Raw genomic sequence first — 13,887 nt, 5'->3', positions numbered from 1 at the left:
TATCCTTTACCGCTGCCACGCGCAGACTGAACCGGAACCCGTGAAATGTGAAGCCCGGGCCGTATGTTGTGGCATGCTCTACTTGAACTGCGGCTGATATGGCATCATCTTGCGCAGTGCGCGCCCGGTCGCTGGCGCGCTGCACCCTGCAAACGCAGCGACCGGGATTTTTGGCGATGGTTGTCGATATGATGCTGGTTCTGGGTGGGCTGGTGGCCCTTGTCGTTGGGGGTGATCTGCTTGTGCGCGGGGCGGTGGCCGTGGCCCTGCGCGCGGGGCTTTCGCCATTTGTGATCGGGGTGACGCTGGTGGGGTTTGGCACATCCGTACCGGAATTGATGACCAGCCTCATCGCCGCGTTCGAGGGGTTGCCGGGCATCGCGCTAGGCAATGTCGTGGGCAGCAATATCGCAAATATTCTGTTGATTTTGGGCCTGTCTGCCGTGATTGCCGCCCTGCCGGGGGAGGCGTTTTTGCGGCGTGACGGATTGGTCATGCTGGCGGTGACGGGGCTGTGCGCCACGCTGATGTGGACTGGCACGGTGGGGCGGCTGGCCGGGGTGGTCTGCCTTGCGGTGCTGGCGGTTTACCTGACACTGACCCTGCGGTCAGGCCAGAGCACGACACCGGAGGTTGGGCAGGATGTGCCACCTCCGCCTGTCTGGCGCGGTGCGGGCCTGTTTCTGGCAGGATTAATTGGCGTGATGTTCGGCGCGCGTTTTCTTGTGGACGGGGCAAGTGACATTGCCCGCGCCTTTGCCGTGTCAGACGCGGTGATTGGCCTGACCATCGTAGCCGTTGGCACGTCGTTGCCGGAACTGGTGACGTCAGTGATTGCCGCCCGCAAGGGGCAGGGCGAGATTGCCATCGGCAATGTGATCGGCTCGAACATCTTTAACGTGCTGGGCATTTTGGGGATCACGGCCGTGGTGCATCCGCTGTCTGTCCCACCCGAGATGTTGGGTCTGACACTCTGGGTGTTTCTGGCGGCGGCGCTGGCACCTGCTGCGGTCTTGGTGTTGCGGGGACGGTTGGCCTTGGGTGCTGGTGTCGGCTTTGTTGCAGCCTATGTTGCCTATACGCTGGCGCTGATCGTCTGAAAGCAGATCAGCATGCCTGCCGCCGCCTTCATTCGCCCGGGCGGTTCAGGCTGAAAACCTCGCGCACAACCGAATAATCGCGATAGCCCAACCGCGCGAGTGGATTGAACGTGGTGACATCAAACATGCCGTCCACGATGCAGTTGTCACGCAGATGCACGCCTGTCACCTCGCCGAAGACGACGAAATTGGCTTCTCCGGGCAATTGCACGATCTGCGTCAGCTTGCATTCCAGTGTGGCCGGGGCATTGGCGACGCGCGGGCAATCGACCGTTTCGCATGCGGCTTTTTCGATGCCTGCAAGCGCGAATTCATCAACATTCCGGTCCCAGCTGCCCGATGTCTTGTTCATCACGTCGCGGGCGGCGTATTCCACGACATTTACGGCAAAGACGCCTGTGTCGCGGATATTGGCGACGCTATCCTTGGTGCCGTCGCGGTCGGGCTTGGCGCTGGTCGAGGCGAACATCACCTGCGGCGGCACATAAGCCACAGCGTTGAAAAAGGAATAAGGGGCCAGATTATCCAGCCCGTCCGCGCCACGTGTCGAAATCCAGCCGATGGGCCGGGGGGCAATCACCGCATTGAACGGATTGTGGGGCAGCCCGTGCCCGTCTTTGGGTTCATAAAACATCGCTCTGGCCTTTTCGTCTGATTGTCCTTTGGGTAGCGTGGTGAAACGCTGGTGGCCAGACGAAAGAGACATGCAAAGACTATCCGTTCAACTGGCCCCGGAAACCCCTGACGACTGGTGGGAGGTCGAGGCGCTTTATGACCTGTGCTTTGCACCGGGGCGCACGGCGCTGTCATCTTACCGCCTGCGCGAAGGGGTCGCACCCATCCCCGAATTGTGCTGGACAGCGCGCGACCCTGACGGGGTGCTGGCCGGCGTGGTCCGCTGCTGGCCGGTGTATGTCGGCGATAAGGTGGCGGTTTTACTGGGGCCGATTGCCGTTCACCCGACGCGGCAGGGCGAAGGCGTCGCCGCTCTTTTGATGCACAAGGCGATTGACGTTGCCTATTATGCCGGCTGGTCGCGGATGCTGCTGGTGGGTGATTTACCCTATTATCGCCGTTTCGGGTTTGACCGACTGCCGGGTGTCATCATGCCGCCTCCGACCAACCCCGACCGTGTGTTGGGCCTGCCGCTGAAAGACGGGGCCTGGGACCGGGTCAAAGGCACGGTGCGCAAGGCCGATGATTGCATTTCTGTCGGCTGATCCCATTTGAAAGACATGGATGAAACACCTGTTGTCATGAAGCAAACCGTCCCCGCCCGCGTGCCAGCCCCGCTGACCCCGGTTGTGATCGCTGAAATCACCGCCCTTGCAGCACGACAGCGCAAGGCCAATGGCGTTCTGATGCGGGCGATCACATATCTTGGCGGACAAGTCGAGGATGGGTTGAAAATGCTGCCAGCGGCCACGCGCGCGCAGCTTGACGGCATTGCGCGCACCGCCCTGCGTCAAAGCTATGATCTGGCCAGCAGGTCGCGGACAGGTGCAGGGCGTAATGTCGGATCCGACCGGTTGCACAGGCTGATGGGCACGCTGTCCGGGGCCATGGGCGGCTTTGGCGGCCTGCCTACCGCGCTGGCAGAATTGCCCGTTGCAACCACGGTGATCTTTCGCGCGGTGCACCATGTCGCCACCGAATACGGCGAAGACCCGGACGCCGAAGAAACACGCATGCAATGTCTTGCCGTGTTCGGTGCAGGCGGGCCGGGTACGCAGGACGATGGGATCGACACCGCGTTCATTGGTGCCCGGCTCAGCCTGTCAGGGGCGGCCGTGCATGGCTTGATTGCCCGCGTCGCGCCGAAATTTGCCGCCGTGCTGTCGCAAAAACTGGCCGCGCAGGCCGTACCGGTGTTGGGCGCTGCTGCGGGGGCAGGCACGAATTACGCTTTCGTCGATTACTATGTGGCGCTGGCCCATGTGCATTTTGGCCTGCGACGGTTGGCCCGCACCCACGGAGAAGAGGCCGTGACAGAGGTGTTTCATCACGCGCTGGCCGGCGCAAAACCACCTCAGACCTGATAGACCAGCCAGTCGGACACGGCCCGGCGCACCGATTGGTCGCCATTGGCGATGGCGTTGTCCATCACGTCCTTGACCTCGCGCAGATCGACGCGGCGCAAAAGGTGCTTCACCGGCCCGACAGAGGCAGGGCGCATCGACAACGTGCGCAGACCAAGGGCCGCGAAACACAGCGCCTCGACCGGGCGGCCCGCGTCCTCGCCACAGAATGACAGCGGCGTGCCGGCCTTTTCACAGCGCTTGATGACATGCGCGATGAAGGACAGGAAACTGGTGTCCAACGTATCATAGCGTTTGCGCACCCGTTCGTTTTCACGGTCGGCGGCAAAGAAAAACTGTTTCAGGTCGTTGCCCCCGATCGACACGAAATCGACCTCCTCGAAAAACGCGTCGGGTGCATAGGCCAGCGATGGGGTTTCCAGCATCGCGCCCACCTCAAGGCTGGACGGCAGGGGGTGGCCCAGAACGGTTTCGCGGTCCATTGCCTTGTCCATCTCGGCCTTGGCGGCGCGAAATTCGTTGATCTGGGTGATGAACGGGAACATCACCGTCAGCGGTCCCCCATTGGCGGCCCGCAACAGCGCCTGTAACTGCATCCGCAGCACGCCGGGTTTGTCCAGCCCCACCCGGATCGCCCGCCAACCCATCGCCGGGTTGGGTTCGTCGTTGGGTTTCATATAGGGCAGCACCTTGTCCGACCCGATATCAAGCGTGCGGAACGCCACGCGCTTTCCCTGCGCTGCCTTCAGCACGCGGCTGTAAAGCGCGGACAGTTCGCCCCTCCGCGGCATCTGGTTTCGGATCAGGAATTGCAGTTCGGTCCGAAACAGCCCCACACCTTCGGCACCTGATCCGGCAAGCGACGGCAAATCAGCCATCAGACCCGCGTTCATCTGTAACGAAACCGTCGTGCCGCATTTCGCGGTCGCCGGCAAATCGCGGATCGAGGCATAGCGTTCCAGTGCGCGGGCCTGCATCGAAATCTTGTCACGAAAGGCGGCATGCACCGTATCGTCCGGCCGCAGATGCGCAATGCCCTGATCGCCATCCACCAGAATCGTGTCGCCATTCAACGCCTCGCGGGTAATCCCCTTGGCGTTGATGACCAGCGGAATGGCCCATGCCCGGGCCACGATGGTCGCATGGCTACCGACCGATCCGTCCTCCAGCACGATCCCCTTCAGCTTCTTGCCGTATTCCAGCAGTTCCCCGGGCCCGATGTTGCGGGCCACAAGGATCGGGTTTTCCGGCATGTCCGCGCGGGCCGCGGCCCCCTGGCCCGTCAGGATGCGCAACAGCCGGTTGGACAGATCATCAAGGTCGGACAGGCGTTCGCGCAGGTAAGGATCGGCGGCCTTGCCCAGCCGTGCGCGCGACAGGGATTGTTCCTTTTCCACGGCCGCCTCGGCGGACAGGCCGTTTTGAACGTCTTCTTCCATCCGCTTGATCCAGCTGGAGGAATTGGCAAACATCCGATACGCTTCTAGCACTTGAATCTGGTCCGCGTCGACAGATCGCGCGCCTGTCAGCATGCTATCGACAGATCTGCGCAGCGTCTCTACGGCGGTGCGCAGGCGGGCCAGTTCGGTGTCTGGATCGTCCGAAATCGGGTTGGTGACCACCACGCGGGGTTCGTGCAGAAATACCTGCCCTTCGCTGGCGCCTTCCTGTGCGACGGACCCGCGAAACAGCACCGCCTGTTGGTGTCGGGCCGACAAGGCAGCGCCTTCGCCGACAAAGGCACCCAGTTCGGTCATTTCCGCAATGACCATGGCGACGATTTCAAGGGCGTAAACCTCGTCGGGGGTAAATTCGCGGGCTGATTTGGATTGCACGACCAACACGCCCAGCACATCGCCCAGCCGTTGGATCGGGATACCGCAAAAGGATGAATAACGTTCTTCGCCGGTTTCCGGCATATAGCGAAAGCCTTTGGCGGCGGGCGCATCGGCAGTATTGACGACCGTGCGGGTGCGGGCCGTCAGACCAACCAGACCCTCGCCCAGCCGCATCCGGGTCTGGTGAACGGCCTCGGCTTGCAGACCTTGGGTGGCACAAAGCTCAAGTGTTTCCGCATCACGGAACAGGTAGATCGAGCAGACTTCTGTCTGCATCGAATCGGCAATAAGTGCGACGACCTCGTCCAGCCGTTCCTGACCTGCATTGTCAGCGGCCAGCGCCTCGCGCAGCCGTCCCAGCAGTTTACGGCTTTCCGTTTCAGACCGATGTGGCATGGCGCCCCTTGACGCGCGCCGATCCGGTAAAGGATCAGCCCGCTTTTTCCAATTCGAACGCATCATGCAGGGCTTGGACGGCAAGTTCCATGTATTTCCGGTCGATCAGAACAGAAATTTTGATCTCTGAGGTTGTGATGACCTTGATGTTGATCCCCTCAGCCGAAAGTACACGGAACATTTTCGCGGCTACACCGGTGTGGCTGCGCATGCCGATCCCGACGACGCTGACCTTGGCGACACCTTCGTCGGCGACCAGATCGTGAAAGTTGATATCGCCCTTCGCCTTGGCATCCTGCATCGCGCGTTCGGCGCGCAGCACCTGATCCACCGGACAGGAAAAGGTCATGTCGGTGCGGCCTTCTTCGGATATGTTCTGCACGATCATATCGACATTCACGCCTGCATCCGACAGCGGGCCAAAGATCGCAGCGGCGATGCCGGGGCGGTCGGCGACCGAGATGAGGGTCATTTTCGCCTCGTCGCGGGAATAGGCGACACCGGCCACAACATTGGATTCCATGATTTCCTCCTCATCGCAGACCAGCGTTCCGGCGCTGGCGCAAGGTTCCTCAAATGACGACAACACCCGCAGGCGCACCTTGTAACGCATCGCCAGTTCGACTGATCGGGTCTGCAATACCTTGGCCCCGAGTGAGGCCAGTTCCAGCATTTCCTCGAACGCGATCTTGTCCAGCTTGCGGGCCTTGGATGTGATGCGCGGGTCGGTGGTATAGACCCCGTCCACATCCGTATAGATATCGCAGCGTTCAGCGCCAAATGCGGCGGCAAAGGCCACCGCCGTGGTGTCCGACCCGCCGCGCCCCAGCGTGGTGATGCGGCCCTCGGGGCTGATCCCCTGAAAACCGGCAACAACCGCCACGCGCATGCCTTCGCCGAATTTGGCGCTTATGTTGTCGGTCGGGATATCTTCGATCCGTGCGTTGGAATGGGCGGAGGTGGTTTTTACCGGCACCTGCCAGCCCTGCCAGCTGCGCGCGGGGATATCCATTTCCTGCAACCGCAGCGCCATCAGCCCGGCAGTCACGTTTTCGCCCGACGACACAATCGCATCGTATTCGCGCGCATCATACAGGGGTGATGTTTCGTCGACCCAGCCGACCAGTTCGTTTGTCTTGCCTGACATGGCCGACACGATCACGATGACATCATAACCATTGGCCACTTCCACGGCGACCCGTTTCGCCGCGCGTGCGATCCGGTCAAGATTGGCCACCGAGGTGCCACCAAATTTCATCACAAGCGTCGGCATAGGGTCTTCCACCGGTAAAAGAGGCATTCAAATCCGAACCCCCTTTAAACGTGGTCATCTGCAAGGGCAATCAGTTAGTAAGGATGCACCTGGCCGTCAAAAGTTTCAAAACATCCGGTCGTGGCGGGCGACAGGGCCGCAAAGCGGGCGATCAGGCCGCGCGCGCTTTGCCCAGTATCAATCGCCGCCGCGTCGCCACCCATGTCGGTGCGCACCCAGCCGGGATGATAGATGCCCACGCTGATCCCCTCGGGGGCCAGATCGCTGGCAAGATTGCGGCCGAGGTTCAGCGCGGCCGCCTTGCTGGCGCGGTAGATATAGCTGCCACCGGGCGCGCGGGTATCGGATGCCATCTGCGATGAAATGATCGCGATCTTGCCCGCCTGTGCGCGGCGCACACACGGCAACAGGTGCTGGATTGTCAGGAACACGCCTGTCACGTTTGTGGCAAACCCATCCGCCCACATTTCTGCCGGATAGCCGTCATTCAGCGTTTGTCCCTTGTCGGGATAAATCCCGGCATTGCAGATCAAAAGGTCGATGGCAGTGTCACCCAGCCGGCCGGCAAGAACTGCATGACTGGCAGGATCTGTTACGTCAAGCTGGCGCATCGCACCCGCATCAGGTGCCCGGTGGGTGCCGATGACATCGGCGCCTTGGCTGATATAGCTGTCAAACATGGCTTTGCCGATGCCACGATTGGCACCGGTAATCAGGATTGTCATGGCAGACCTTTCAGTTCGTTTTCTTGCTGGGAATAAAGGGGAGCGGCATGACAGGAATACCGTCATCGACCAGCTTTTTCGCCTCGTCCAGACGCGCCTCGCCGTAGATCGGGCGTTCGGGGATCACGCCGTCATGCATGTCGCGGGCCTGCTTGACGAAACTGCCGCCGACATAAGCAGCATTCTTTTCCACCGCGGCGCGCATTTTTGCCAATGCCGCATCCAGAGGTTTTGGCGATGCAACCTGCGAAGACGTGCTGACCGCCGGTGCCATGATCGACTTTGTCACCTTTGCGGAGCCGCATGTCGCGCATGTCACCATGCCGGCCCTTGCCAATTTGTCAAAGGCATCGCCCGATTGAAACCAGCTTTCAAAGCTGTGGTCGTGGTCGCATTTAAGGTGAAAACGGATCATTTTTGCCTATCGTTACATGGACACCTTTTAAATAGACTGTTTTTTAGCGCCTGCAATGGCAGGGTCATGCAGGAACGGGTGCGGCTGAAAGGTTGCGACAATCCGTTGCAGCGCCGGTTCCGACAGTTTCTTGGCCGCCTTTTGCTGGGTGAACCATTTCCGCCGCCGCTGCTCCATTTCTGGCCAGACCTTGTATACTTTCTGCACGTGCAGGGGATAGACCAATGTGATGATGGGTGTGCTTTCCGCATCCACCGGTTTGATATAGCTGTAGGCCCCCAGGCAGGTATCAAAGGCTTTTCCGGACAGGCCGGCCTCTTCAAAGGCTTCGGTTGCGGCGGCTTCGGCGGGGGTTTGTTTGTGCATCGGCCAGCCCTTGGGCAGAATCCAGCGGCCACGGGTCCGGCTGGTGACCAGACAGATCTGCAGCTTGCCACCCTTGATCCGCCAGCACAGGGCCGCGAATTGCGCCCGCACATCCGTCTTGCCGCCCGTCGGAAATTTCAGCGGCAGTTGTGTTGCAGATGCTTTCACCATGGTTCCGGTCCCGAATTGGATTACATCCGCTTGTATGTCCGCAGTTATTCACGCCACAGGCCAGCCCACAACCCCCTTACCCCGATTTATCGGGTCCGAGATTTATCGTCATTCCAGCTATGGCGGCTGGCATCCGTTGCGAGTGCCGCGCGTGTCAACCGTGATGGATCTGACCCGCGCGCTGGGTTGGTTGCCCCCCGCACAGTTCATCACCAGCCCGCGTGCCAAACCAGCGGCACTGACCAGCTATCATACACCGGAATACCTTGCGGAACTGCAAAAGGCAGAGGCGACACAGACCGTCAGCGACGATATCCGCACGCGTCACGCGCTGGGCACACCGTCGAACCCGGTTTATCCCGAAATGTTCCGGCGTCCTGCGACGGCTGCCGGCGCGTCCCTTTTGGCAGGAGAGTTGCTGGCGCATGGCGGCGTCTTGCACAGCCCCGGTGGCGGCACACACCACGGCCTGCCTGACCGTGCAAACGGGTTCTGCTATCTGAATGACGCAGTGCTGGCGATCCAGTCATTGCGCCACTTCGGTGCCCGGCACATCGCCTATGTCGATATCGACGCGCATCATCCCGACGGGGTTGAACATGCCTTTGCCGATGATCCCGATACACTGTTGGTGTCGGTGCATGAACAAAACCGGTGGCCGCGCACCGGCGCGCTGACAGATCGCGGGGCAGGGCAGGTGTTCAACCTGCCGGTGCCTGCGGGGATGCATGACGATGACATGGCCCTGATCCGCGACCAGGTGATCCTGCCTGCGGTCGCGGCGTTCCGTCCCGATGCCATCGTGTTGCAATGCGGGGCGGATGCCGTGACCGAAGACCCGCAATCGCGCCTTGCCCTGTCCAACAACGCCCTTTGGGCCATCGTTGCCGCGCTGCGCCCGCTGGCGCCGCGCTATCTTGTGCTGGGTGGTGGCGGGTATAACCCGTGGTCCGTCGGGCGGGCATGGGCGGGGGTCTGGGCGACGCTGACAGGCGCAGAAATCCCCGCTGTGCTGCCGCAGCAGGCGCAGGGTATATTGGCCGCCCTGCATTGGGATGGCCCGATCCGGCGGCACCACCCGCAACCCCATTGGATCAGCACCCTGCGCGATCCCCCGCGCAAAGGGGCAATCAACGACGACGTGCGACAGCGTGCGACCTTTTTGAAAGACCGCTTGCGCGTCTGGGTCTAAGCGCCCGTCGCCTTTTCAATCGCCGCCAGGGTCCGCGCGACACCCCCGGCGTGATCCGTGTAAAACCGGCTGATCTGCGCGTCGGTGATCGCGGGCGGCCGTTGCACCACCTGCTGCAACGCATCGGCCGTCTGGACATGGGTGCAAACCCCTGCGGCAATCGCCTCGACCGCCGGATAGGCAATGGTCCAGATATGGGGCCCGACGATGACAGGTTTTTTCAGCGCCAGCGGTTCGATGATATTATGCGCCCCCTTGGTGACAAAGCCGCCGCCGACGATGGCGCGGTCGCACAGCCCAAGGTAAAAATACATCTCGCCCATGCTGTCGCCCAAAAGCACGTCGATATCGGGGGCGGGGCCCGTCAGCCGCAGATCGGCATCAAGCATGTCCGACCGCCGGGCAAATTTGATCCCCGCGTCGGCCAGCATGGTCGCCACCGCATCAAACCGTTCGGGCGCGCGGGGGACGTAAATGAAAAACACGCCCGGACAGGCGCGGATCATGTCGATGTAAAGCGCGTCTTCGCCTGCGACCACGCTGGTCAGGGTGATGGCCGGGCGGCCCCGCCGCAGAACATCGCGCAAGGTGGCAGCCGCGCTCAGATGCGCCTGCGGGATCGGCTGATCGAACCGCAATTCGCCGGTAACATGCAGGTTCGGCATACCGGTGGCGGCAAAACGGGCGCGCTGGTCCTCGGATTTCACGAAACCACCGGCGAAACCGCGCAGCAGTTCCGCACGCAGACCGCCCGCGTCTTTTTCATAGCTTTTCTGCGGGTATTGCGCGTTGCACATGAACAGCGGGGTGCCATTGGCGCGGCAGGAAATGATCATGCGCGGCCATATCTCGATCTCCATCACCAACCCGTATTTCGGGGCAAAGGCGCGCAGGAAACGGCGATAGGCAAAGCCATATTCGAACGGCACCCAAAGCGCGCGCACCCGGCCTGCGGCAATCTCGGGGGCAAATTCGCGGATCGCCTCGCGGCGGCCGGCGGGGGTGAAATGGGTGGTGATCACGGTTTCACCGCGGTCCAGCAGCGCCCGGATCAGCGGTGTTGCCGACCGCATTTCGCCAAGCGAGACAGCATGTACCCAGACGGCACCCTTGGTCGCCGCCCCATAGATGCCAAACCGTTCGGCCAGATGCGCGCGATAGTCGGGGTCGCGCCGCCCGCGCCGCCACAGATAGATCAGGATGGCGGGCAGCGAGACCCACCACAAAAGGCTATAGGCGATCAGGCCAAGGCGTAGCTTGAGGCTGGGAAATCGGGCTTGCATCCTAGCGCCTTAGCAGGGAAATCAGGCCGCTGGCCAGTGCGTCGGTGCGCGCTGCTGCGGTCACACTGATCTGTGTGGCGTTCGCCGCCAAGGCGCCCGGCGATTGGACCGCATCGGCAATGTCCTGCGCCGTGGCGACGGACCGTGCGCCGCCTGCTGCGTCCAGACCGGCGAAATCACTGGCAAAATTGGCCAATTGTGGCCCGTGCAAAATGGCGGCACCCAGTGCGGCCGCCTCCCACGGGTTGTGGCCTTGAATGGCGCAAAATGTGCCGCCGATCAAAACGGTATCGGCCAGCCGATAGATCAGCCCAAGGTCGCCAAAGGTATCGCACAGCCAGAGCGGATCCGAGGCACCGGGCATTTCGCCCTTTGACCGTATCCTGACCGGCGTCACGGTAATCGCATCCCGCCTGTCAGGAAAGCGTGGCGCGATAATCAGCAACGCGGTCGGGTCGGCCCTGCGCAGCACGTCATGCGCCGCGAGGGCCAGTCTCTCGTCCGTTGGGTGCGACGGGGCGACGGCCCAGATGGTGCGGCCGGCCAGCGCTTTTTGCAGCCGGGCCAGTTCGGCCGCGTCACAGGCCAGCGGCGGGCCCGCAGGTTTCAGCGATCCGGTGACGGTGACGTCCCGCGCGCCAAGCTGCATCAGATGATCTGCGGTCGTCTGATCCTGCGCCGTCACCAGTGCCATCGCGCGATACAGATCGCGATAGACGGCGCGGGCCTTGCGGTGGGATGCGTGCGATGTGGCGTTCATCCGCGCCGCGATCACCGCCTGCGGGATGCCGCGCGCCGCCGTGTCGCTGATGAAACCCGGCCAGATGTCCTGTTCCACCCAGACAGCCAGATCAGGGCGGAAATGATCCAGAAATCGCGCCCGATAGGCGGGTGCGTCGATGGGCAGAAACTGGTGAATCGTGCGGGTGGGAAGGTTTTTGGCAAAGACCTGCGCTGATGTGACGGTGGTGGATGTGACCAGAAATGACAGATCGGGGCGCTGGTCGGCCAAGCGCGCGATCAATCCGCGCAGCGACAGAACCTCGCCCAGGCCCACGGCGTGCAGCCAGACCAGCGGCCCGTCGGGACGGCGCCCCAACCCAAGCCCCAGCTTTTCGCGCCAGCGGTCTGGGTTTTCCTTGCCGCGCGCCAGCCGTCTGCGCAAGACGCGCGCGGCAATCGGCGGGAACATATGGCTGGCCAGCAGATACGCCCGCAGCGCCAGTCCGCGCCGCATGTCAGGCATCTGCGTCATGGAAGGTCTTTTGCAATGGCGCTTCCCAGAACGCAGGCTCTTGCAGAACGGCCACGAAACGGCCCGCAGCACTCCCGCCGCCAAAGGCATCGTCACGCGGATAGCGTTGCCCCCATTGATCGGCCAGGAAACCTGCGATTGCCGCAGTATCTGTCGCATCAGCGAAAAATACCGATGATGCCTTGGCCCGGTTGGTCTGCCGCGTGCCGATATCCAGTGACGGCAGGCCGATGAACGGGGCCTCGCGCACGCCGGCGGATGAATTGCCCACCATGCATGCGGCGTTTTTCATCAGTTCGGAAAAATGCGCAAACCGCATGGATGGCAGCACCCGGAACCGGCCGGTCGGCAGCGCATCAAGGGCGGCAAAGATATCGGCCGACCCGGGATCGTTGTTGGGGGCGATCACGACGAAATTGCGCCCGCTGGCATCAAGTGCACCGAACAGGCTGCGTGCCTGCACAGCCATCGTCGCGGTCTCAGAGGTGACGGGGTGGAACACGGCAATCCCGAAATTGTCGAACGGAATGGCATAGCGCGCCCGCACATCCGCGATTGTCACACCAGAGGGGCCGGCGTGAAAATCAAGCTCGGGCGATCCGATGGCGTGGATATTGCCCGCCGCCTCGCCCAGCGCCATGACGCGGCGGGCGGCATCATCGGAAGATACGAAATGATGGCTGGCCAGCTTGCTGTTGCAGTGGCGGTAAATCTCGTCAATGGTGCCCGACACCTCGCCGCCTTCGACATGGGCGCAACGGATGTAATTGGTCGCACAGACCAGCGCGCAGGCCAGCGCCTCGACACGGTCACCGTGGATCACCACCAGATCGGGGGCGTGTTCATGGATGAAATCGGAAAATCCGATCACCGTTTTCGCCAGGATCATATCCTGCGGATCGCCCGGACGCTGGTTAAGGAATTCATGCACACCCACACCGGGGGTGCGCTGCACCTCCAGCTTGGTCAGACCGTAGCGGTCCAGCATGTGCATGCCGGTGACAAAGAACGCCACATCAAACCCCGCATCACGCGCAGCGATGGCAAGCGGTTCCAGCTTGCCGAAATCCGCGCGGGTGCCGGTGACGAAAAGGATGGATTGGGGCATCGTCTAGGGTTCCAATCGTTCAAACACCACTACGGTTCCGCCGGAATGCTCTATCTTGGGATAAAGCCGGTAAGCGATGAAGTGGTCGTATATCCCCGCAACCTCACTTGCTGATAGAATAGTCGGGTGCAACTCCACAACCGCTGCGCGGATCGTGGCAAGGTCCACCTGTGGTAACAGATCCGCCTCGGCCCCTTCAATATCACAAATCAGGACGTCAGGCCGAAACCCGGTCAGCACCTTTGACAGATCATGCGTGGGCACTGTGATGCTGGTGACTGCGTTCGCCATCGGACGCAGAGAGCTTTCGGCAAAGGAGGCCGCCACATGAAAGGTCTGTTCCGCCGTCGTCGGCTCCTTGAGCAGGACACCATGGCGGATCTCTACGTTTGAAAGGCCATTCAGCCGGACAAGGTTGCGGGCGTCCCCGATCAGATCGGGGTTTGCTTCAAAGCTAAGCACATGGCCGTTCTTGGCCTGTCTCGCAGCGAGAGAGGTGATGATGCCAAGGCCCGTGCCAAGTTCCAGCACCCTGTCTGCGGGGCGGATGACAGCCTGAAGGCCGTTGATTTCACTGATCTCATAAGAACCGTTTTGCAACTGCTCCCTGATCGCGCTGGAAAATTGCGGGCCGGAGAATGGCACATCCAATCCTTTGAACGCGACATTGTTCATTTTGCTGAAGACGTAATTCTTATATGCGCGTCGGAGTCCCATGCTTGGTTT

The 13,887-nt window shown here is 61.7% G+C and carries 14 protein-coding genes; 4 read left to right on the top strand and 10 right to left on the bottom strand.

The window, feature by feature from the left end; genetic code table 11:
- The first annotated feature begins 98 nt into the window (after positions 1 to 98).
- Positions 99 to 1,100, top strand: coding sequence for a calcium/sodium antiporter (locus ACTG4B_RS05610; protein ID WP_439154706.1), 1,002 nt, complete (start codon positions 99 to 101; stop codon positions 1,098 to 1,100).
- A 28-nt stretch (positions 1,101 to 1,128) separates the two neighbouring features.
- Here the strand turns inward: ACTG4B_RS05610 and ACTG4B_RS05605 are convergent, their stop codons facing one another.
- Positions 1,129 to 1,734: a flavin reductase family protein gene (locus ACTG4B_RS05605; protein WP_439154705.1), complete on the bottom strand. Its 606-nt coding sequence runs from the start codon at positions 1,732 to 1,734 to the stop codon at positions 1,129 to 1,131.
- Positions 1,735 to 1,804: 70 nt separating this feature from the next.
- Here ACTG4B_RS05605 and ACTG4B_RS05600 point away from each other — a divergent pair, with 70 nt between their 5' ends.
- Both ACTG4B_RS05600 and ACTG4B_RS05595 read left to right on the top strand, forming a co-directional pair.
- Positions 1,805 to 2,320: a GNAT family N-acetyltransferase gene (locus ACTG4B_RS05600; protein ID WP_439154704.1), complete on the top strand. Its 516-nt coding sequence runs from the start codon at positions 1,805 to 1,807 to the stop codon at positions 2,318 to 2,320.
- A 36-nt stretch (positions 2,321 to 2,356) separates the two neighbouring features.
- Positions 2,357 to 3,139, top strand: coding sequence for an EcsC family protein (locus tag ACTG4B_RS05595; protein ID WP_439154703.1), 783 nt, complete (start codon positions 2,357 to 2,359; stop codon positions 3,137 to 3,139).
- Here ACTG4B_RS05595 and ptsP read toward each other — a convergent pair.
- The 5 genes from ptsP to ACTG4B_RS05570 all read right to left on the bottom strand — a co-directional run bounded on the left by ptsP (position 3,130) and on the right by ACTG4B_RS05570 (position 8,323).
- A complete protein-coding gene (gene ptsP, locus ACTG4B_RS05590; RefSeq protein ID WP_439154702.1) occupies positions 3,130 to 5,373 on the bottom strand; it encodes a phosphoenolpyruvate--protein phosphotransferase in 2,244 nt (747 codons plus the stop codon). The genes ACTG4B_RS05595 and ptsP overlap by 10 nt on opposite strands.
- Positions 5,374 to 5,407: 34 nt before the next feature.
- Entirely contained in the window at positions 5,408 to 6,646 is a 1,239-nt protein-coding gene (locus ACTG4B_RS05585) for an aspartate kinase (RefSeq protein ID WP_439154762.1), read from the bottom strand.
- 74 nt (positions 6,647 to 6,720) lie between these two features.
- The gene (locus ACTG4B_RS05580) at positions 6,721 to 7,371 is read right to left on the bottom strand and encodes an SDR family NAD(P)-dependent oxidoreductase (RefSeq protein WP_439154701.1); all 651 of its coding nucleotides are present in this window, start codon (positions 7,369 to 7,371) and stop codon (positions 6,721 to 6,723) included.
- Between the two features lie 10 nt (positions 7,372 to 7,381).
- A complete protein-coding gene (locus ACTG4B_RS05575; RefSeq protein WP_439154700.1) occupies positions 7,382 to 7,786 on the bottom strand; it encodes a DUF1178 family protein in 405 nt (134 codons plus the stop codon).
- Between the two features lie 27 nt (positions 7,787 to 7,813).
- Positions 7,814 to 8,323, bottom strand: a complete 510-nt coding sequence (locus ACTG4B_RS05570; RefSeq protein WP_439154699.1) for an NUDIX hydrolase — start codon at positions 8,321 to 8,323, stop codon at positions 7,814 to 7,816.
- 34 nt (positions 8,324 to 8,357) lie between these two features.
- On the opposite strand from ACTG4B_RS05570, the gene ACTG4B_RS05565 reads away from it, so the two are divergent.
- Positions 8,358 to 9,515: an acetoin utilization protein AcuC gene (locus ACTG4B_RS05565; protein ID WP_439154698.1), complete on the top strand. Its 1,158-nt coding sequence runs from the start codon at positions 8,358 to 8,360 to the stop codon at positions 9,513 to 9,515.
- Here the strand turns inward: ACTG4B_RS05565 and ACTG4B_RS05560 are convergent.
- The 4 genes from ACTG4B_RS05560 to ACTG4B_RS05545 all read right to left on the bottom strand — a co-directional run.
- Positions 9,512 to 10,798, bottom strand: a complete 1,287-nt coding sequence (locus ACTG4B_RS05560; RefSeq protein ID WP_439154697.1) for a 3-deoxy-D-manno-octulosonic acid transferase — start codon at positions 10,796 to 10,798, stop codon at positions 9,512 to 9,514. The two genes, ACTG4B_RS05565 and ACTG4B_RS05560, sit on opposite strands and share 4 nt — an antisense overlap.
- Position 10,799: 1 nt before the next feature.
- Complete coding sequence (locus ACTG4B_RS05555; RefSeq protein ID WP_439154696.1) at positions 10,800 to 12,053, bottom strand: 3-deoxy-D-manno-octulosonic acid transferase; 1,254 nt, start codon at positions 12,051 to 12,053, stop codon at positions 10,800 to 10,802.
- On the bottom strand, positions 12,037 to 13,161 hold the full coding sequence (gene neuC / locus ACTG4B_RS05550) for a UDP-N-acetylglucosamine 2-epimerase (protein ID WP_439154695.1): 1,125 nt from the start codon (positions 13,159 to 13,161) through the stop codon (positions 12,037 to 12,039). Before neuC ends, ACTG4B_RS05555 begins: the two co-directional genes overlap by 17 nt.
- Positions 13,162 to 13,164: 3 nt before the next feature.
- Positions 13,165 to 13,887 (bottom strand): FkbM family methyltransferase (locus ACTG4B_RS05545; protein WP_439154694.1); only part of this gene is annotated, 723 nt, incomplete at its 5' end.

Source organism: Yoonia sp., from assembly GCF_965660735.1.
GTDB lineage: Bacteria > Pseudomonadota > Alphaproteobacteria > Rhodobacterales > Rhodobacteraceae > Yoonia.
This window is presented reverse-complemented; position numbering and strand designations above follow the sequence as displayed.

What these genes read in the sequence shown, in the direction of transcription:
- ACTG4B_RS05610 (WP_439154706.1), top strand. Translation starts at nt 99, where the DNA reads ATGGCATCATCTTGCGCAGTGCGCGCCCGGTCGCTGGCGCGCTGCACC.
- ACTG4B_RS05605 (WP_439154705.1), bottom strand. Translation starts at nt 1,734, where the DNA reads ATGTTTTATGAACCCAAAGACGGGCACGGGCTGCCCCACAATCCGTTC.
- ACTG4B_RS05600 (WP_439154704.1), top strand. Translation starts at nt 1,805, where the DNA reads ATGCAAAGACTATCCGTTCAACTGGCCCCGGAAACCCCTGACGACTGG.
- ACTG4B_RS05595 (WP_439154703.1), top strand. Translation starts at nt 2,357, where the DNA reads ATGAAGCAAACCGTCCCCGCCCGCGTGCCAGCCCCGCTGACCCCGGTT.
- ptsP (WP_439154702.1), bottom strand. Translation starts at nt 5,373, where the DNA reads ATGCCACATCGGTCTGAAACGGAAAGCCGTAAACTGCTGGGACGGCTG.
- ACTG4B_RS05585 (WP_439154762.1), bottom strand. Translation starts at nt 6,646, where the DNA reads ATGCCGACGCTTGTGATGAAATTTGGTGGCACCTCGGTGGCCAATCTT.
- ACTG4B_RS05580 (WP_439154701.1), bottom strand. Translation starts at nt 7,371, where the DNA reads ATGACAATCCTGATTACCGGTGCCAATCGTGGCATCGGCAAAGCCATG.
- ACTG4B_RS05575 (WP_439154700.1), bottom strand. Translation starts at nt 7,786, where the DNA reads ATGATCCGTTTTCACCTTAAATGCGACCACGACCACAGCTTTGAAAGC.
- ACTG4B_RS05570 (WP_439154699.1), bottom strand. Translation starts at nt 8,323, where the DNA reads ATGGTGAAAGCATCTGCAACACAACTGCCGCTGAAATTTCCGACGGGC.
- ACTG4B_RS05565 (WP_439154698.1), top strand. Translation starts at nt 8,358, where the DNA reads ATGTCCGCAGTTATTCACGCCACAGGCCAGCCCACAACCCCCTTACCC.
- ACTG4B_RS05560 (WP_439154697.1), bottom strand. Translation starts at nt 10,798, where the DNA reads ATGCAAGCCCGATTTCCCAGCCTCAAGCTACGCCTTGGCCTGATCGCC.
- ACTG4B_RS05555 (WP_439154696.1), bottom strand. Translation starts at nt 12,053, where the DNA reads ATGACGCAGATGCCTGACATGCGGCGCGGACTGGCGCTGCGGGCGTAT.
- neuC (WP_439154695.1), bottom strand. Translation starts at nt 13,161, where the DNA reads ATGCCCCAATCCATCCTTTTCGTCACCGGCACCCGCGCGGATTTCGGC.